This is a genomic window from Arthrobacter sp. 01T425 (genome assembly GCF_056398725.1).
Genome location: NZ_JBFTPY010000013.1, coordinates 93,839 through 110,862, shown reverse-complemented (window position 1 = coordinate 110,862; position 17,024 = coordinate 93,839). Strand labels below are relative to the sequence as shown.

At 67.6% G+C, this 17,024-nt stretch carries 14 protein-coding genes; 7 read left to right on the top strand and 7 right to left on the bottom strand.

All coding sequences use genetic code 11. The features are described 5' to 3' along the window. Positions 1-5 precede the first annotated feature (5 nt). From AC1DNG_RS15255 to AC1DNG_RS15240, 4 genes are read right to left on the bottom strand one after another with little or no spacing between them, the layout of a single operon-like run. On the bottom strand, positions 6-1,766 hold the full coding sequence (locus AC1DNG_RS15255; RefSeq protein WP_476860076.1) for an amidohydrolase: 1,761 nt from the start codon (positions 1,764-1,766) through the stop codon (positions 6-8). 19 nt (positions 1,767-1,785) lie between these two features. Then, positions 1,786-3,213: a gamma-aminobutyraldehyde dehydrogenase gene (locus AC1DNG_RS15250; RefSeq protein WP_476887690.1), complete on the bottom strand. Its 1,428-nt coding sequence runs from the start codon at positions 3,211-3,213 to the stop codon at positions 1,786-1,788. Between the two features lie 12 nt (positions 3,214-3,225). After that, complete coding sequence (locus tag AC1DNG_RS15245; protein ID WP_476860074.1) at positions 3,226-4,881, bottom strand: thiamine pyrophosphate-dependent enzyme; 1,656 nt, start codon at positions 4,879-4,881, stop codon at positions 3,226-3,228. Beyond that, positions 4,878-6,215: an MFS transporter gene (locus AC1DNG_RS15240; protein ID WP_476857846.1), complete on the bottom strand. Its 1,338-nt coding sequence runs from the start codon at positions 6,213-6,215 to the stop codon at positions 4,878-4,880. The genes AC1DNG_RS15245 and AC1DNG_RS15240 overlap by 4 nt, the downstream gene beginning before the upstream one ends. Positions 6,216-6,368: 153 nt before the next feature. Here AC1DNG_RS15240 and AC1DNG_RS15235 point away from each other — a divergent pair, with 153 nt between their 5' ends. From AC1DNG_RS15235 to tgt, 5 genes are all read left to right on the top strand, one after another. After that, entirely contained in the window at positions 6,369-7,562 is a 1,194-nt protein-coding gene (locus AC1DNG_RS15235) for a PucR family transcriptional regulator (protein ID WP_230008747.1), read from the top strand. A gap of 35 nt (positions 7,563-7,597) precedes the next feature. Continuing rightward, positions 7,598-8,137 (top strand): NUDIX hydrolase family protein, encoded by a 540-nt coding sequence (locus tag AC1DNG_RS15230; RefSeq protein ID WP_079551800.1) that lies wholly within the window; start codon positions 7,598-7,600, stop codon positions 8,135-8,137. A gap of 119 nt (positions 8,138-8,256) precedes the next feature. Next, positions 8,257-9,354, top strand: coding sequence for a DUF6707 family protein (locus AC1DNG_RS15225; RefSeq protein WP_476887689.1), 1,098 nt, complete (start codon positions 8,257-8,259; stop codon positions 9,352-9,354). A gap of 52 nt (positions 9,355-9,406) precedes the next feature. Further along, positions 9,407-10,132: an SRPBCC family protein gene (locus AC1DNG_RS15220; protein ID WP_476850551.1), complete on the top strand. Its 726-nt coding sequence runs from the start codon at positions 9,407-9,409 to the stop codon at positions 10,130-10,132. 33 nt (positions 10,133-10,165) lie between these two features. Then, on the top strand, positions 10,166-11,464 hold the full coding sequence (gene tgt, locus AC1DNG_RS15215; protein WP_476887688.1) for a tRNA guanosine(34) transglycosylase Tgt: 1,299 nt from the start codon (positions 10,166-10,168) through the stop codon (positions 11,462-11,464). 122 nt (positions 11,465-11,586) lie between these two features. Here the strand turns inward: tgt and AC1DNG_RS15210 are convergent, their stop codons facing one another. Both AC1DNG_RS15210 and AC1DNG_RS15205 read right to left on the bottom strand, forming a co-directional pair. After that, a complete protein-coding gene (locus AC1DNG_RS15210; RefSeq protein ID WP_476887687.1) occupies positions 11,587-12,606 on the bottom strand; it encodes a sugar phosphate isomerase/epimerase family protein in 1,020 nt (339 codons plus the stop codon). Continuing rightward, positions 12,603-13,781, bottom strand: coding sequence for a Gfo/Idh/MocA family protein (locus tag AC1DNG_RS15205; RefSeq protein ID WP_476874237.1), 1,179 nt, complete (start codon positions 13,779-13,781; stop codon positions 12,603-12,605). The genes AC1DNG_RS15210 and AC1DNG_RS15205 overlap by 4 nt, the downstream gene beginning before the upstream one ends. A 153-nt stretch (positions 13,782-13,934) precedes the next feature. Here AC1DNG_RS15205 and AC1DNG_RS15200 point away from each other — a divergent pair, with 153 nt between their 5' ends. Further along, positions 13,935-14,948, top strand: coding sequence for a LacI family DNA-binding transcriptional regulator (locus AC1DNG_RS15200; RefSeq protein ID WP_476887686.1), 1,014 nt, complete (start codon positions 13,935-13,937; stop codon positions 14,946-14,948). A 188-nt stretch (positions 14,949-15,136) separates the two neighbouring features. Then, positions 15,137-16,078 carry a type IV toxin-antitoxin system AbiEi family antitoxin domain-containing protein gene (locus tag AC1DNG_RS15195; RefSeq protein WP_476874235.1) on the top strand — a complete coding sequence of 314 codons (942 nt, stop codon included), beginning with the start codon at positions 15,137-15,139 and terminating at the stop codon, positions 16,076-16,078. 184 nt (positions 16,079-16,262) lie between these two features. Here AC1DNG_RS15195 and AC1DNG_RS15190 read toward each other — a convergent pair whose 3' ends face one another. After that, complete coding sequence (locus AC1DNG_RS15190; protein ID WP_476887685.1) at positions 16,263-16,958, bottom strand: queuosine precursor transporter; 696 nt, start codon at positions 16,956-16,958, stop codon at positions 16,263-16,265. Between the last annotated feature and the right edge of the window lie 66 nt (positions 16,959-17,024).

Genomic DNA, 17,024 nt, shown 5'->3' with positions numbered 1-17,024 from the left:
TTCCCCTATGAACGATTGGTAGCTGCGCTGAAGAATGGACCGGTTGCGGCCGAATCGGCCGCAACCGGGAATGTGAGGCCGGGGGTCCGGAACGTAAAGCTCCCCCCGACGGCGGTTGCCAGCACCTCGAGGTCGGCGATGCTGCCCGCGGTGAGCGGGGACCCGGACAGGACGGTGAAGTCGGCCAGCTTCCCGGTGGTCAGTGAGCCTTTGATGCCGGACGTGCCCGTGGCTACTGCGGCTCCGGTGGTGTACGCCGCCAGGGCTTGGAACGGGCTCAGCCGCTCGTCCGGGTTCCCGAAAACGGCCCCGGAGGCGGTGCCCCGGTCCACGAAGGCCTGCATTCCGCGGAGCACGTTGCCGTCGGCCACGGGGCGGTCGGAGCTGCCGGCGAGCGTCACCCCCGCGGCAAGGAACGACGCGGCCCTGTAGGCCCAGCCGAGCCGTTCCGGCCCGAGCGAAAGCGTCATGCCGTCCCCGCCGTCGAAGAAGAAGCTGGCCTGCGGGGTGACGGCGATGCCGGCGGCGGCCAGCCGCGGGAGCTGCTCGGGCCGGGTCATCGAGGCGTGTTCGATCCTGTTGGGCACGGCCCGGGGGCCGTATTTCGCGGCGCAGCCGGTGATGATCTCGATCGCGAGGTCAACGGCACGGTCGCCGATGGCGTGCGCCGCGATCGACCAGCCGGCCGCATAGGCAGCCTCGATCTTTGCCCGGAGCGCCTCCGGTTCCGCCTGGAAGTAGCCGGTGTTGCCGGTGTTGTCCGTCCCGCCATGGCTGCAGTAGTCATGGCTGACCGCGGCCGTTTCGCCGAGCAGTGACCCGTCCAAGAACACCTTCGCCGGGCCCAGGGACAGGAAGTCGCCGCCGAAGCCACTGGTGATGCCCAGGTCCAGCCCGGCTGGCGTGGGACCCGGCGGGTGCTCTCCACCGAGCGGGTGAAGCACATCGAGGACGGGCATCAGCTGCGCCCGGGCGTGGAGCCTGCCCGCGGCTGCCGCCCGCTGGTAGGCGGCCAGCTCCACGGGGCTGTGGCCGATCCAGCCGCCGCCGATCCCGGCCTCGGTGAAGCTCGTGATGCCCTCCGCGGCGTAGTAGGTGGTAGCCCGGTCCAGTGCGGCTTCGATCGCCTCGGACGAGTACGGCAGGATGAGCTGCTGGATCAGCTGCTGCGCGGTTTCCTGGACCAGCCCGGTGGGGCGGCCGTCGGCGTCGCGGACAATAACGCCGCCGTCGGGGTCCGGAAACGACGCCGGTTCGGCGCCGGCCAGCCGGAGGGCGGCCGTGTTGACGACGGCCATGTGCCCGGAGTTGTGCCGCATGAACAGCGGCCGGTTTCCCGTGATCCGGTCCAAAACGGTGATGTCCGGGAACTCGCCGCCGTGCTGCTGCTGGCTGAAGCCGGTGGCCAGCAGCCAGTCCGGCGCCGGTCCGGTCCCAGGGTCCGTCTCTGGCCCTGCCTCAGGCTGCCCGCTGTCTGCCGCCATGCCGGCCTCCAGCAGGGCGTAGAGCTGGTGCAGGCCGCGCGCGGCGGAGACGTCCAGCTCCCCCAGGCCGAGCCCGAACCAGGTGGTGTGGCAGTGGGCGTCGATGAAGCCGGGGGTCACGGTGGCGCCGCCGAGGTCCAGGACTTCGGCCGCGTCCAGGCCGGCCAGGTCGTCGTCGAGGCCCACAATCCGGCCCTGCCAGACGCCCAGCGAGGTGGCATGCGGGCGGCGCTCATCCATGGTGATGATGTCCGCGTTGCGCAGCAGCAGATCGAGTTTCAAGGGTTACCTACGCGGTTCTTTAGCGGTGGGAGGTGGTGACTGACTTGATGCGGGTGTAGTCCTCCAGGCCAAAGACGGAGAGGTCCTTGCCGGTCCCGGAGTGCTTGAAACCGCCGTGCGGCGCCTCGGCGGGGATCACCTGGTGGCAGTTGATCCAGACGGCGCCGAAGTCCAGCTCGTTCGAGACCCGCGTGACCACTCCGTGGTTGTTGGACCAGACGCTGGAGGCCAGCGCGTACTTGGTCCCGTTGGCCAGCTCCAAGGCTTCGGCCTCGTCCCGGAAGGGCTGGATGGTGACGACGGGTCCGAAGATTTCCTCGCAGACCACCTCGTCGGCCTGGAACACCCCGTCGATCACGGTGGGTTCGAAGTGGAAGCCGGCGCCCGTCCGCTTGCCGCCGGCCAGGACCCTGGCGTTCGCGGGCAGCCGGGACATGAAGCCTTCCACCCGGTCCAGCTGGGCGGCGCTGTTCAGCGGGCCCAGGTCCGCGGCGTCGCCGCCCACCTGCAGCGCTGCGGCTGCCGCGGCGAGCGCGGCACCGAACTCCTGGTGGATGGAGTCCTCGACGAGCACACGGGTCACGGCGGTGCAGTCCTGCCCGGCGTTGAAGAACGCACCGAGCGCGATCTCCCTGGCCGCCACGTCAATGTCGGTGTCGGCGAAAACGATCGCCGGTGCCTTGCCGCCGAGTTCCAGATGGACGTCCTTGAGGGTCTTCGACGCCGCGGACATCACCTGGGCCCCGGCCCGGGTGGAGCCGGTGATAGACACCATTTCCGGGATCTCGTGATCCACCATGGCGGCACCGGTCCCCCGGCCACCGCAGATGACGTTGACGACGCCGGCGGGGTAGGCCTCCTGCGCCAGTTCGCCCAGCACCAGGGTGGACCAAGGCGTGGTGTCGGCCGGTTTCAGGACCAGCGTGTTGCCGGCGGCGAGCGCCGGTCCGATCTTCCAGATGGCCATCATGAACGGGTAGTTCCACGGGGTGATCTGGGCGACCACGCCGAGGGGTTCACGCCGGACGGTGGAGGAAAAGCCGCGGACGTATTCGGTCTGGGCGGTCCCGGACACCACGCGGCAGGCGCCGGCGAAGAAGCGCAGCTGGTCGGCGCCGCGGAGGATCTCGATCTCGCGGGTGATCTGGCGCGGCTTGCCGGTGCAGGCTACCTCGGCGTCCAGGAGCCTGTCGACGTTGGCCTCGATGAGGTCGGCGAGTTTGAGCATCATGGCCTGGCGTTCGGCCGGGGTGGTCCGCTTGTAGCTCTGGAAGGCGGTGTGGGCGGCCTGGAAGGCGCGGTCCACGGTGGCGGCGTCGCTGTCCGGGGCGGTGCCGAGCTGGACTCCGGTGGCGGGGTCGAAGAACGGCAGGGTGGCCGCGTCCGAACCGTCGGCGGCGCTGCCGGGGACGGTCTCACCATTGATGATGTTGTGCAGGGTGATCATGACGGGCTCCGGTCAGTTGCTGGCGGTCTTGGGTGAGCGGGTGGTGGGGTCCTGCGGGAGGTGCAGGACTGCCGGCAGCCCGGATTCGACGGCACGGCGGAAAGCGGCGCCGAAGTCCTCTGCCTTCTCGACCCGTTCGCCGTAGCCGCCGTAGGACCGGGCCAGTGCGGCGAAGTCCGGGTTGGTCATGTGCGTGCCCGAGGGCCGGCCCGGGTAGTGGCCTTCCTGGTGCTCACGGATCGTGGCGAAGATGCCGTTGTCCACCACGAGGGCGATGAACTTCCCGCCGTGGCCCATGGCCGTGGCCATTTCCTGGCCGTTCATCATGAAGCAGCCGTCACCGGCCACGGAAATCACCTGGCGGCCGGGGTAGGCCAGGGAGGCAGCCACCGCCGCCGGGATCCCCATGCCCATGGCCCCGTTGCGGGGTGCGGCGAGGGAGTTCGCGGTGTTGTGCTTCAGGTAGCGGGCCGGCCACAGCGAGTGGTTCCCGGCCCCATAGGTGATGACGGCGTCGTCGTCCATTTCCTGTTTGAGGATTTCCATGACGACGTCGAGGTCCACATATTCCGAGTCCACTCCGTTCCCGCTGTCCGGCTGCGCGGTGGAGAACTTCTCGTAGTCGGCGCGGGCCCCGGCCAGCCAGCCGGCCTCGGGATCCGCCGCGGAATCCGTGGCGGCGAGCGCGGTGGCGAAGGACGAGACGTGGGCCGGAATGTGCTGGTCCAGCCGGCCGAAGTGACCCAGCAGATCGGCGCCGGGGTGGACGACGACGGTGACGGCATCCAGTCCGCGCTTGTAGCCGTCGGAGAGCACGTCGGCGCGGACGCAGCCGACGAAGACCAGCAGGTCGGCCTCGTCGAGGCGGCGGGCGTTGGCGTCGCTGCGGGCGTAGCCGAGGTAGCCGGCGTAGGCGTCGCTGTTGTGCGGGACGGCGTCGTAGGCGCGGAAGTCTGCGAGCACCGGGACGCCGTGGCGTGCGGCCCAGCCGGCCAGCGCGTCGGAGGATTCCTGGTTCCAGCCTTCGCCGCCCACCACGATCAGGGGCTTCTTGGCCGCGGCCAGCTTTGCCTCCAGGCCGGCGAGGTCTGCCGCTGAAGGTTCGGACCGGGCGACAGTGCGGGGTTCCACTGTGCACGATTTCGCTGGGCCCGATTCAATGGCGTGGACCAGCACGTCTTCGGGGAGGCCGATCACCACGGGACCCGGCCGGCCGCTGAGGGCCGTGAAGATGGCGTCGTCCACAACGCGGGCGGCGGAGGCGGCGTCGTCGAGCGTCAGGACCTTCTTGGCGGTGCTGCCGAACCAGGCGTTGATGTCGAATTCCTGGAACGACTCCCGGCCGCGGTCCGCGACCGGGATGAGGCCCACGAACAGGATCATCGGGGTGGCGTCCTGGTGCGCGGTGTGGATGGCGATGAAGGCGTTGGCTGCACCGGGGCCACGGGTCACCATGGCCACGCCCGGAAGCTCCGTGAGCCGGCCTTCGGCGAGGGCCATGAACCCGGCGCCGCCTTCGTGGCGGGTCACCACGGTTTCAATGGAGGATCCGTGCAGGCCGTCCAGCACATCCAGGAAACTCTCCCCGGGAACACCGTAGACGCGCTGGATACCGGCTCGTTCCAGCTGGGCAACAATCAGGTGCCCGGCGGTGGTTGTTGTACTCAATGCTTCATTCCCTTTTCTTCGATACTCAGTGCGGGGAGGAAAATGCCGGACAGCGCGGTCAATACGGACACCACCAGCAAGATGATGGCGCCGGGCCAGAACGAGTTGCCATTGGCGGCCACGAGGGCGGTGGCGATCAGCGGCACGAAGCCGGAGATGACGCCGGCGCTGTTGGAGGTGATGGCGACGCCGGTGTACCGGACCTTTGTGGCGAAGAGTGCGGTCAGGGCCGTTCCGGACACCGCGTAAGGGATGGACAGGGTGCACACGCCGATGATCATGGCGATGATGACCAGGGCGGGGTTGGCGGTGTCGATGGCCAGGAAGACCGGCACGGCGATGACGGCGGAGGCGATGCCGCCCCAGAGGATGACCTTGCTGGCGCCGTATTTCTCGCCCATGCGGCCGGCCCAGATCAGGGCGAAGATTTCGAAGACGGCCGCGAGGAGCGAGCCGAGAAGCAAGGTTTCGTAGGGCATCTTGAGCACCTTGGTGCCGTAGAAGACTACGAAGCTGGTGATGAGGTAGAAGCCGCCGATGCCCAGCAGCGCCGAGCACATGCCCACCAGGATCTGGCGCCAGCTCTTCGTCAGGACGCCGCGGATGGGGGCGTGCTCGGTCTCGCCGGACTCCATGAGGGCTTCGAATTCCGGGGACTCGCTGAGTTTGCTGCGGATCCACATCGAGATGGCCAGCAGCGGGATCGCCGCGATGAACGGGATGCGCCAGCCCCAGGCATCGAAGTTGGCTTGGCCCACCAGGTAGAGCATTCCGAAGAAGCCGCCGGAGGACAGGATGGTGCCGATAGGCGAGCCGAGCTGCGGGAGGGCAGCGTAGCGGGCGCGCTTGGCAACCGGGGCGTTTTCGACTGCGATGATCACCGCGCCGCTCCACTCGCCGCCGACGGCGAGGCCCTGCAGGATGCGCAGGGCAACCAGCAGGATGGGGGCCGCGACGCCGATCGTCATGTAGTTCGGGAGCAGGCCGATGAGCCCGGTCACGAGGCCGATGCCCACGATGGTGACCATCAGGATCTTCTTGCGCCCCACCTTGTCCCCCAGGGCCCCGAAGATGAAGCCGCCGATCGGGCGGGCCACGAAGCCCACGGCCAGGGTGGCAAAGGAGCTCATGGCCGAGACGAAGGGGTCCTGGGACACGAAGTACTGCGCGTTGAACACCAGCGCTGCGGCCGTGGTGAACAGGAAGAAGTCGTACCACTCCAGCGCCGTTCCGACGAGGGCCGCGAGGGCGACTTTCTTGGCCACGCTCTCATCGACAACCCCTGGTAACTGCGGGCCGGCGGTGGTGGTGGCGTTGCTTGCGCTGCTTGCCATGTTTACTCCAAATAATGCGGAAGGGATGGAACCGGCCGATAAGGCCGACGGGGTGTGACTGCGCTCACCCGATTTCTCTTGTCCCATTCTGCCAGTACATTTCGTCCAAAAAACTAGCATTGCATCACGCATTTCCATGCCTAAAATGTGTGAATGCACAATTTTCATTCGCCGGGCGATTCCCTGCGCTGGGCCGAACTGGTGGAGCTGCTCCACGGGCGGCTGGACACGCTGGCCGAAACATTTACGGCGAGGGTCCGTGACATCCCCGAGTATGCCGAAAAACAGGTGGGCTCCGGGGATCTCGAAGTGACTGCGCGCGAAACATTCAGGCGTTTGGTGGACGGGCTGCGCGGACAGGAACTCCGGCAGCAGTCCCCCCTTGGTCCGGCCATGGAGTCGCTCCTCGAATTTGCTGCCGATCTGGGCGCCAAACGCGCCCGGGCCGGCATCCCGCCGGAGGCGCTCATCTCGGCCGTCCGGCTGGACTTCAGCATCATCTGGGAAGGCCTGCTGCAGATCGCCGATGCCGAGGACGCCGCGCTGCTGGCATCCAGTGTGGACAGGGTGTGGCGCGTCGTGGACCAATTCGCCACGCGAACCCACACGAGCTATCTGACCGAACGCGTGCGGATGGCCCAGGAGGAGTCCAGCATCCGCCGCGAATTCATTGCCCGGCTCTTCAACCAGGCTAGCCCCACCGCGGAGACCGTCAGCCAGGTCGCCGCCGCCCTCGGCGTGGACTCGACCGCCCGCTTCGGACTCGTGGCGGCCAGTGGCGACGCCGCAGTGAGTCTCCGAACGGCCGCGACCAGCCTGGGCTCCGGGCAACAGACACGCAGCCGGTTCTTCGTCCACGAATTCGGCGGGAACACCTACGCGTTCTGGCCGCTCCCGCCATACCGGGACGGCGCCCGGCACTCTGTCCCCGCCGCGTTGACCGACATCCCATGCGGTTATGTTCCGGGCGTCGCCGGGCTGCGGGCGCTGCCCGCGGCCGCCCGCACGGCCGGAAGCCTCGCCTCCCTGCTGCGGTCTTCCGATTCCGGGCCCCTGTCAGCGGAGGCCGCCTGGGCCCGGCTGGCCAAGCAGCAAATGCTCGACGTCGGCCTGGACCTCCTGGCCGACCTTGAGACCGGCCTGTCCGGGTGCCGCGGCGGCGAACGGGAGCGGCTGAAAGAAACCGTCCAGCATTACTTGGAAACAGGGAGCATTACGGCGACAGCGCAGCAGCTCTTCTGCCACCGCAACACCATCCTCAACCGGATCAGCCGCTTTCAGGATCTGACAGGCGTGGACCTGGCGGTCCCGGCGCAGACGGCCCGGCTCGTCGTCGCTTGGGCGTGACGCCCGGCGGGTCAGGGATGGGGTAGAACTTAACCATGAATGTGCGCACCCCTGACCCGAATCCCGGCTGGCTCTCCGACGACGACCTGTTCGAAGCGCGGGGCAGGCTGCCGATGGTCTACGTCGAGGCCGTTCCGGTCCGGCTGGACCCCCTCGGGTTCGTGAACGAGGTCGGCACCCTCCTGCAGGCCGACGAGGACGGCACCATGGTCCGGTCCCTGGTGTCCGGCCGCGTTCTCTACCGCGAGACCATCCGCGCCGCCCTGCTCCGCCACATGGAGAAGGACCTGGGCCCCCTCGCCTTCCCGCAGCTTCCGGTCAGCCCGGTGCCGTTCACCGTGGCCGAGTACTTCCCGTCCCCGTCCCATACCGGCTTCACGGACGACCGCCAGCACGCCGTTGCCCTGGCGTACATCATTCCTGTGACCGGCGAATGCTCCCCGCGGCAGGACGCCCTTGAGCTGACCTGGATGACCCCGCAGGAGGTCATGGGCACGGACGTGCAGCTCGAATTCAGCGGCGGCCGGGGGGCCCTGATCCGGCAGGCACTGGCGTTCGCGGGAGTCGGCAACTAGCCGCTTCGCTGGGGCCCGGCGCCGGCCGGGACTCTCGGGGGCTCCCCTGCGTCCCCGACTTCGTGCGGCCGATTTTGTAGACTGTTGGGCGGACCGCAAGAGAACTTTAAGGACTCCCGATGACCCACCCCCCAGCCTCCCGGAACTACAGTGAACAGCAGGCTGGATCTCTGCGGGCCGGTGACCACCTGATTCTGCCCGACGGAAACCGCTCCGCCGAGATCCATCGCGTGGATGTCGAAACCGACGATTTTGGGACTCCCGCCATGGTGTTGACGACCCTCAGCGGCGGCGGTGTGCTGCGGATCGCGGCGGGATCACTGGTCCGCGTCACGGACGACGCCGGGGCCGGCACCCCCGTGTCCGACGGCGGCGCGCCCGGCACGCCAACTCCTTCCGATGGCGGCGCCCCTGCGCCGGACGAGGCTGAGCCGGTCGCACCCGTGCCTGGCACAACTGAATCCGACACACCCGGGCCCGACACAACTGAATCCGACGCAGCTGAATCCGACGCTGCCGGGCCCGACAATACGGCGGCAGCCGCCGTCGTCGTTCCTCCCCAGCCTGTTGCGCCGCCCGCGGTGAGCGGACCCAGCGAAGCGGACCTGGCACTCATCCCGGCCCCCGACGGCACGCCGGAGTCTGTCGTGGAGGCCGCGGCCGAGGACCATCCGGGCGCCGTCGGTGTCCTCCTGCTCAGTGAACGACTCGCCAAGGGCATCAACACCAAGTCCGGGAGCTGCCTGAAGGATCTCAGCGACCTCGCGCACGAGCTCTTCGTCACCCTCAAGGACCCCGACAACGCCATGGCGGTCGCGGACCTGCTCAACGTCCTGCCGTTCGACGGCAACCCCGACCGCTGGGCCTCCGTGGAGTCATCGCTGGCGCTCTCCAGCTACATCTGCCGCCAGCTGGGTCAGGACCAGCGCGCCGGGATCTACGAGAAACTGCTCCGCGAGCCGGAGGCCATGGAAACGGACCCGTTCAAGGCCAGGATCAACGCCAAGGTGCGCCAGCGCTCGCTCAACGAGCCCAACCTGTACGACAAGGAAATCTTCCGCTCGATCGACAACGCGAACCAGGATGCGGAACGCGACTGGCGCCTGCTGCGGCTCGAGGCGCTCCTGTTCCTGCGCGCGCACGGCGGCTCCGAAACAATTGGCACCGTTGACCTGGAACGCCGGATCGCCAACGAGCTCGAATCGGTCCGCGCCTGAGGTCTAGCGTTGGGCCCTACCCGTGGCGGTCCCGGAGTTGTAGATTCACCCCATGACGAACAATCTGAGCGTTGTGATCAATTCCGACGCGCAGCAAGTTTGGACCATGCTGCGCGAACCCGCCAAGATCGCCCAATGGCACGGCTGGGTGGCCGATGACCAAGAGGCCGAAATCAACGAAATCTACTTCGGCCCCAATGTGGTCGAAGGCGCCGACCACACCTCCCTGGTGGTCGACGGCGGCGACGTTTTCACCTTGAAACCTGTCCCCACGGGCACGGAGGTCAGCGTCACCCGGGCGGCAATCGACCACAATTCCGAGTGGGCGGCCTGGGACGAGGACATCACCCAGGGCTGGCTGACATTCCTCCACCAGTTGCGCTTCGCCCTGGAGCGTCACCCGCATGGCAAGCGCCGGACCTTCTTCTTCTCCGTGCCCGGCTCCGGCGGGTCCGCGATAGAGAAACTGGGGCTCAGCGATGTCCCGTCGCCGGGGGACCCGTATTCGCTCACCCTGCCCACGGGCGAGGAAATCTCCGGCAAAGTGTGGTTCCGCAGCAACCACCAGGTGGGTCTGACCGTCCACAACTATGCCGAGCACGGGGACGGCCTGCTGATCGTGGCGGACCAGCCCGCCATCGCCGACGTCCGGCCCGACGGCGGATCCCTCGCAATCGTCTCCACCTACGACCTCGGGGCCCATCAGCTGGAGGCGGTCCGCGACTACTGGGACAAGTGGCGGGCTGAGAACTACCCCACATCGGATCCCGTCCACTGAGTCCTGAGCTGCGTTAGCTGGCACACTTGAACCGTGCCAGCCAATCCTGACTTCGCGTCTTCGTCCCCCGCGCCTGCCCGGCAGTCCGAGTTCTCCTTCCGTGTGGGCAAACGCCTGCGCGAGACGTGCCCGCCGTCGGCCGGGCAGGTTGCCGCCAACGGCGGTGAGTTCCTGGGCCGGACCGGCACCATCGCCACCCCGCACGGGGAGATCCAGACCCCGGCGTTCATCGCCGTCGGCACCAAGGCCACGGTCAAGTCCGTGCTGCCGGAATCCATTGCCGAACTCGGCGCGCAGGCGGTGCTGGCCAACGCCTACCACCTGTACCTGCAGCCGGGTGCGGACATCCTGGACGAGGCCGGTGGCCTGGGTGCGTTCATGAACTGGAGGGGGCCCACGTTCACCGATTCCGGCGGTTTCCAGGTGATGAGCCTGGGCTCCGGGTTCAAGAAGGTCATCGACATGAAATCGGTGGACCATTCGGGGCCGGACGACGCAGTCGCACCCGGCAAAGAACGCCTGGCCCACGTGGACGAGGAAGGCGTGTGGTTCAAGAGCCACCTCAACGGCGACCGGCACCGCTTCAGCCCCGAGATCTCCATGAACGTCCAGCACCAGATCGGCGCGGACATCATGTTCGCGTTCGACGAACTCACCACGCTGCAGAACTCCCGCGGCTACCAGGAGGAGTCCCTGGAGCGGACCCGGCGCTGGGCCGAACGGTGCATCACCGAGCACTTCCGGCTCACGGACGAGCGCGCCGGCAAGCCCTACCAGGCCCTGTTCGGGGTGATCCAGGGCGCCCAGTACGAGGACCTGCGCCGCAAGGCCTGCCGCGACCTCGGCGCCATGAACTTCGACGGCTTCGGGATCGGCGGGGCGCTGGAGAAAGAGAACCTCGGCACGATCGTGCGCTGGTGCAACGAGGAGCTGCCGGAGAACAAGCCGCGGCACCTGCTGGGCATCTCCGAACCGGACGACATCTTTACGGCCATTGAAAACGGCGCGGACACCTTCGACTGCGTCTCCCCCACCCGGGTGGCCCGCAACTCGGCGTTCTACCACCCCACCGGCCGGTACAACCTCTCCGGCGCCAAGTACAAACGCGACTTCGGCCCGCTGCAAGAAGGCTGCGACTGCTACGCCTGCCTGAACTATTCGCGGGCCTACATCCATCACCTGTTCAAGGCCAAGGAGATGGTCTCGGCCACCCTGATCTCGATCCACAACGAACGCTTCGTGGTGAAGATGGTCGACGACGCCCGACTCGCCATCGAGGCCGGCAACTTCTTCGAGTTCAAGGCCGAGACCCTGGCGAACTACTACTCCTAGGTCGCCCCGGCGTCGGTGCGGCCCCGGCGTCGAGGTCGCCGGAACCGTGCGAGATCGCCGGAAGTTTCCGGCGACCCCGCAGTGTTCCGGCGACTCGGCGGCAGAACTCGGGTGCCGGGCCGTCAGTTGGTGAGGTGCAGCGACGCCGCGAGTGCCGAGTCGGCGTCCCGCAGGACCTTGGCCGCCACCTGGAGGCCCTCGATCCGGCCCAGGGAGACGTCCTCGTGCTCGATGTTGACCAGCATCTCCGGGTCCACCTCGTAGAGCGCGCGCAGGAACTCGGTCCAGTAGGCTGAGTCGTGCCCGCGGCCCAGGGCAACGAAGTCCCAGGCGGAGTCCTTGGGCCATTCGTTGGCCCACTCGTCGCCGCCGAGGTTGGTGCGGTTTTCGTCCGGGGAGAGCCGCCGGAAGCTGTTGTCGAGGACACCGTAGAGCGCTGCGTTGGCGGTATTGATGCGGACGTCCTTCGCCGCGGCCTGGAAGACCAGCGGGCCGAGTTCGCGGACCACCGCGACCGGATCCATCTGCTGCCAGAACAGGTGCGAGGCGTCCAGCTCGACGCCGACATGGGTCGCGCCGGTAAGCTCAATGAGCTTGTGGACATCGGCGGTGTTGAACACGATGTTCTGCGGGTGCAGCTCGAGGGCCACCTTCACGCCATGGTCGGCGGCCAGGCGGTCGGTTTCCTTCCAGAAGTCGGCCGCGATGCCCCATTGGTAGTCGAGCACGTCCAGGGCCGCCGAGTTCCAGGCGTTGACCACCCAGTTGACCGTGGTGGCCCCGGGTTCGCCGCCGGGCAGGCCGGACATGGTCACCACACGGTCCTGTCCCAGCCGCTGCGCCAACCGGATGGAGCGGCGGATGTCCTCGGCATGCTTCCCGCCGATCTCACGTTTGGGGTGCAGCGGGTTGCCATTGCAGTTCAGGCCGGCAATCGAGACACCGGTGCCCTCGAAAATCGCGAGGTAGTCATCGCGGGCCGCATCGCTTTCCAGGATCTGGTCCATGGTGGGGACGTGAACGGCCGGCAGGAACCCGCCCGTGTTGATTTCGATGCCGGTCAGTCCGAGGTTGGCGATGACCTTGAGGGCCTCGGGAAGGGGCCGGTCGTGCAGGATTGCGTTGTAGACGCCGAGTTTCATAGCGTGATTTTCTTTCCGTTGTTGAGGGCGGATTCGGTGACTGCGCCGAGCAGCTCCATGTTGCGCACGCCCTCGTCGAACGTGGCGCAGCGGGGCAGGGAGTCCGCCTCGCTGAGGCCGGCGACCTCCTCGAGGAAGGCCCGGGCCTGGTAGCCGAAGGCGTCGTTCTGGCCGAAGCCGACGCTGGGCGCGTCCATGGCCAGCCCGCCGGCGATGTAGGGGTGTCCGGGGCCGAGGATCACCTGGCGGTAGCCGTTTTCGTTGGCCGGGCCGTCGTTGAGGAACAGCTCGATCTCCGCGGGGCGGCGCTGGTCGAACCGGGCGGCGCCGTTCTCGCAGAAGACCTCGAAGATGAGGCTGTTCGCGTGCCCTGCGGCGACCCGGGAGACCTCGAAGCCGCCTGCACCGTTCTCGAATTCGGCGGAAAACACCGCGTAGTCGTCGTTCTCGACCGGCTCGAACGTGTCGCTGACCGCGGCGTGGTCGTGGCCCATGACGGCGCCCAGCGGCAGCGGGCGCTTGTCGATCACGGTGCTGAGGCGTCCGCCGCTGATGGACTTGATGTCGCCGCAGAGGAACTCAGCGACGTACGTCAGGTGGCTGCCGACGTCGGCCAGGGCCCCGGAGCCCGGGCCGCCCTTGTAGCGCCAGCTCATGGGCGCCGACGGGCTGAACCCGTAGTCGGTCCAGTAGCGGCCGCTGAAGTGCAGGACGTTTCCCAGCACGCCGGTGCGGATGAGGTCCCGGATGTAGGCGATGCCCGGCGTGCGGCGGAAGGTGAACCCGATGCGGGCAATCGAACTGGCACTGCGGGCCGCCTCGGCCATGGCGCGGGCGTCCTCGATTGAGTCGCTCAGCGGCTTCTCGCACAGCACATGCTTGCCGGCGGCCAGCAGGCCCTCCACGACTTCGCGGTGGAGGGAGTTCGCGATCACGACGCTCACGACGTCGATGTCATCGGCCTCGGCGATCGCCTGCCACGAGGTGTCGTGGCGTTCGTAGCCGAAACGCTTCGCGGCCAGGGAACCGAACTCGGCGTTGACGTCGCCGATGGAGACCAGCCGGATAGGAGGAAGAACCGGGCTGTAGAGCGCCGACGCCGTGCGGTACGCGGCCGCATGCGCTTTTCCTGCCATGCCGGCGCCGATTACGGCAACTCCCAAACTGTCAGCCATCGATTTCTCCTTTGAAATTCGGTCAGGCCGACGGCCCGACGGTAGAAATTGGAGCGCTACAAAATCTGGCGCTGAACAAAAGCGTAGCTATGTCCATATGTCCTGTCAATGGTTGACCGGTTATCCTCGGATGAGACGTGAAAGGCCCTGCAGATGTCGTTGAATACCCCCAGAACCCGCCGCCCGACGATCTACGACGTCGCCAAGAGCGCCGGCGTCTCCCCGTCACTGGTCTCGCTCGTGCTTCAAAACCCGTCAAAGGTCAGCGAGAAGCGTCGGGAGGCCGTCCGGGCGGCCATGTCGGAGCTCGGTTACCGCCCCAGCCGGGCGGCGACCACGCTCGCCAGCAGCCAGACGAAAAGCATCGGGCTGGTCATTGACGACTTCCGGAACCCCTGGTTCGTGGACCTCCTGCGCGGCATGGAATCCGTGTTCTCCCCCCACGGCTACCAGGTCACCCTCGCCGATTCCCGCCCCGGCGAGAACCGCATCACGGAGGCCGTGGACGGCCTGCTGTCCATGCATGTGGAGGGCCTCGTCATCGCCGCCGAGCCGAGCGAGTCCATGATGGCCGGCACTTGGGTTCCCGCCGTCGTCGCCGGCTGGCGGAACGGCGTTCCCGCCGGCGCCGGGCTCATCACCAACGACGACGACGACGGCGGCCGCATGGCGGCGGAGCACCTGATCGGGCTCGGCCACACACGCATCGGACACCTCTCGGGCTCCGGCGGCGCCGCGGCCCACCGGCGGGAGGGCTTCCGCCGCCGCATCCTGGAGGCCGGCGTCGAGGCCCGGATCGCCGGCGAATCCCGCGGCACCTCTGAGGAGGACGGCTATGCGGCCGCCTGCTGGGTCCTTGACCACCACCCCGACACGACCGCCCTGTTCGCCGCCAATGACACCATGGCCCTGGGCGCCTTCGCCGCAGCCAAGGCCCGGGGCTTGTCCATCCCGGAAGAGCTCTCCGTGATCGGCTACGACAACTCCCCGCTGGCCAAGTCGCGGTATCTGGACATGACCTCGGTGGACAACCGGAGCGACATTGTCGGGTCCGGCGTCGCAAGCGCCCTGCTGGCACGGATCCAGGACCCGGCCCTCGAGCCTGAGCGCCAGCTGATCGAGCCGGACCTCATCGTCCGCGGAACCACCGCCCGCGTTCCCGGCTGACGCCCCGCCGAATTCGCGGGAAACCACCGAGTTCGCCGTAACTTTGCGGCGCCTTCGCCGCTTTCTGGCGAATTGGGCGGCGTCCAAGCGGCCGTCCCCCAAAGAAGCCAAGGTGCGGCGCCCTCGTGTTTTCCACATAGCGACGGCGGGGCCTCCCGCCTGCTCCTGCAGCGGCCGAAGCTGGTGGCATGACGCATAACCCCGTGCTGGAGCTGCCGCAGACCGGTAACCTCTGGCGCACCGAACAGCTCCTGGATCTCGGCTTCAGCTCGCGCGCCATCCGCTCGCTCCTCGATTCAGGCACCCTCGTCCGGCTTCGGCACGGCTGCTACATCCGCGCCAGCCTCTGGAACGCCCAGTCGCATACTGTCCGGAGCCGGCAGCTCATCTACGCGCACGCCCACGGAACGCGTACGACGTCGACAGGAGCCTTCCACTACAGCCACACTTCCGCGGCGCGCCTCCGCCTCCTCCACCTGTGGGAAGTGGATGACATGATCCATGTCCTCCAGAAGGTACGGCCCTCGAACGAGCGTCACGGCAGTGACGTCCGCTGCCACACGCGCCCCTTCGCCGACCACGACGTCGCCGTGGTGAACGGCCTCCGGACCACGTCCCTGGAGCGCACGACGGCCGACTGCGCCATGCTGCTGCCCTACAGGCAGGCGTTGATCCTCACGGACCACGCGCTTCGACTCGGCGCGGACCCGGGCGCCCTGCAGGCCATGGCAGATGACCTGGACGGCCGCCGGGGCATTCGGACTTTCCGCCGTGTCCTGGCCGCGGCCGATCCGCGCTCCGAATCTCCCGGCGAGACCCTGACCCGCGACCTGATCCTGCGGCTGCGGATCCGGCCACCTGAGCCGCAGCTGGAAGTGTCGAGCCGCGCCGGGCGCCATCGCCTGGACTTTGCATGGAAGGAGGAAAAGGTCGCCCTCGAGTTCGACGGCAAAATCAAGTACTTCGACTACAGTCCCACGGCCGAGGTGCTCTTCGAGGAACGGCGCCGGGAGAAGGCCCTGGTTGAAGAGGGCTGGCGGTTCGTCCGCGTGGAGTGGAAGGACCTCTTTCGCGAGCAGGAATTCAAACACCGTCTGCTTCGTGCGCTGGCCGGCCGCCGGCACCCCTGAGCGTCGAATGCGTTGCGGCGCCCGGCACCCCACACCCCGCACCCCAACGACTCGAATTCGCCGGTAGCCCGCCACGTCGTCGGAAACTTACGGCGACACCGCGGGTTTTCGGCGAATTGGGCGGCTGCTGGCTCCGAACCGGCTAGCTCCCAACTGGCCGGCGGCCGGAGGATGAGGAGGAGTCCTAGGCGCCGTAGCTCGGTTCGCGCTTCTTGACCCAGCCGATGGCGAGCGAGGTCAGCGGGACGAAGGCGAACTCCACGAGGGTCTTGTAGAGGAAGCCCACTAGGACGTAGTTCATGAACATCGCGGCGTCGGTAATTCCGATCACGGATGCGGCGATGCTGCAGAAAATCAGGGTGTCCACGAACTCACCCGCCACGGAGGAGCCCATGATGCGCGCCCACAGGGCCCTTTCCCCGGTCCGCGCCTTCATCTTCACCAAGATCCAGGAGTTGATGGTCTGGCCGGCGAGGAAGGCCAGCAGCGATGCCAGCACAATCTGCGGGACCGGTCCCAGTGCGCCTTCCAAGGCTGCCTGCTTGGAGGAACCGTATTCGTCGTCGAACCCCGGAAGGGCGATGATGACCCAGTAGCAGAGCGACGCGAAGACGGACAGCGCAAAGCTGGTGATGATGGCCTTGCGCGCCACTTTGAAGCCATAGACCTCGCTGATGACATCGCCCAGGATGTACGCCAGCGGGAAGAGGAAGAAGCCGCCGTCGGTGATCACGGGGCCGATCGCCACGCCCTTGGACGCCCCGATGTTGGACAGGATCAGCACCACGGCCATGACAGCGAGCATGATGCCGAAATGTGGGGAGCCGATCGAGGCGAACCTTGGTGCGGCTGACGCCGGGAAGGTCTTGGCGGAAGTCATGGGTATTCCATTCGTAGTGGTTCGCTCGGCGGCCCGCACCCGCAAGGGGAACACGCTGGGCGGCCG

What these genes read in the sequence shown, in the direction of transcription:
- AC1DNG_RS15250 (WP_476887690.1), bottom strand. Translation starts at nt 3,213, where the DNA reads ATGATCACCCTGCACAACATCATCAATGGTGAGACCGTCCCCGGCAGC.
- AC1DNG_RS15240 (WP_476857846.1), bottom strand. Translation starts at nt 6,215, where the DNA reads ATGGCAAGCAGCGCAAGCAACGCCACCACCACCGCCGGCCCGCAGTTA.
- AC1DNG_RS15235 (WP_230008747.1), top strand. Translation starts at nt 6,369, where the DNA reads ATGCACAATTTTCATTCGCCGGGCGATTCCCTGCGCTGGGCCGAACTG.
- AC1DNG_RS15230 (WP_079551800.1), top strand. Translation starts at nt 7,598, where the DNA reads ATGAATGTGCGCACCCCTGACCCGAATCCCGGCTGGCTCTCCGACGAC.
- AC1DNG_RS15225 (WP_476887689.1), top strand. Translation starts at nt 8,257, where the DNA reads ATGACCCACCCCCCAGCCTCCCGGAACTACAGTGAACAGCAGGCTGGA.
- AC1DNG_RS15220 (WP_476850551.1), top strand. Translation starts at nt 9,407, where the DNA reads ATGACGAACAATCTGAGCGTTGTGATCAATTCCGACGCGCAGCAAGTT.
- AC1DNG_RS15210 (WP_476887687.1), bottom strand. Translation starts at nt 12,606, where the DNA reads ATGAAACTCGGCGTCTACAACGCAATCCTGCACGACCGGCCCCTTCCC.
- AC1DNG_RS15205 (WP_476874237.1), bottom strand. Translation starts at nt 13,781, where the DNA reads ATGGCTGACAGTTTGGGAGTTGCCGTAATCGGCGCCGGCATGGCAGGA.
- AC1DNG_RS15200 (WP_476887686.1), top strand. Translation starts at nt 13,935, where the DNA reads ATGTCGTTGAATACCCCCAGAACCCGCCGCCCGACGATCTACGACGTC.
- AC1DNG_RS15195 (WP_476874235.1), top strand. Translation starts at nt 15,137, where the DNA reads ATGACGCATAACCCCGTGCTGGAGCTGCCGCAGACCGGTAACCTCTGG.
- AC1DNG_RS15190 (WP_476887685.1), bottom strand. Translation starts at nt 16,958, where the DNA reads ATGACTTCCGCCAAGACCTTCCCGGCGTCAGCCGCACCAAGGTTCGCC.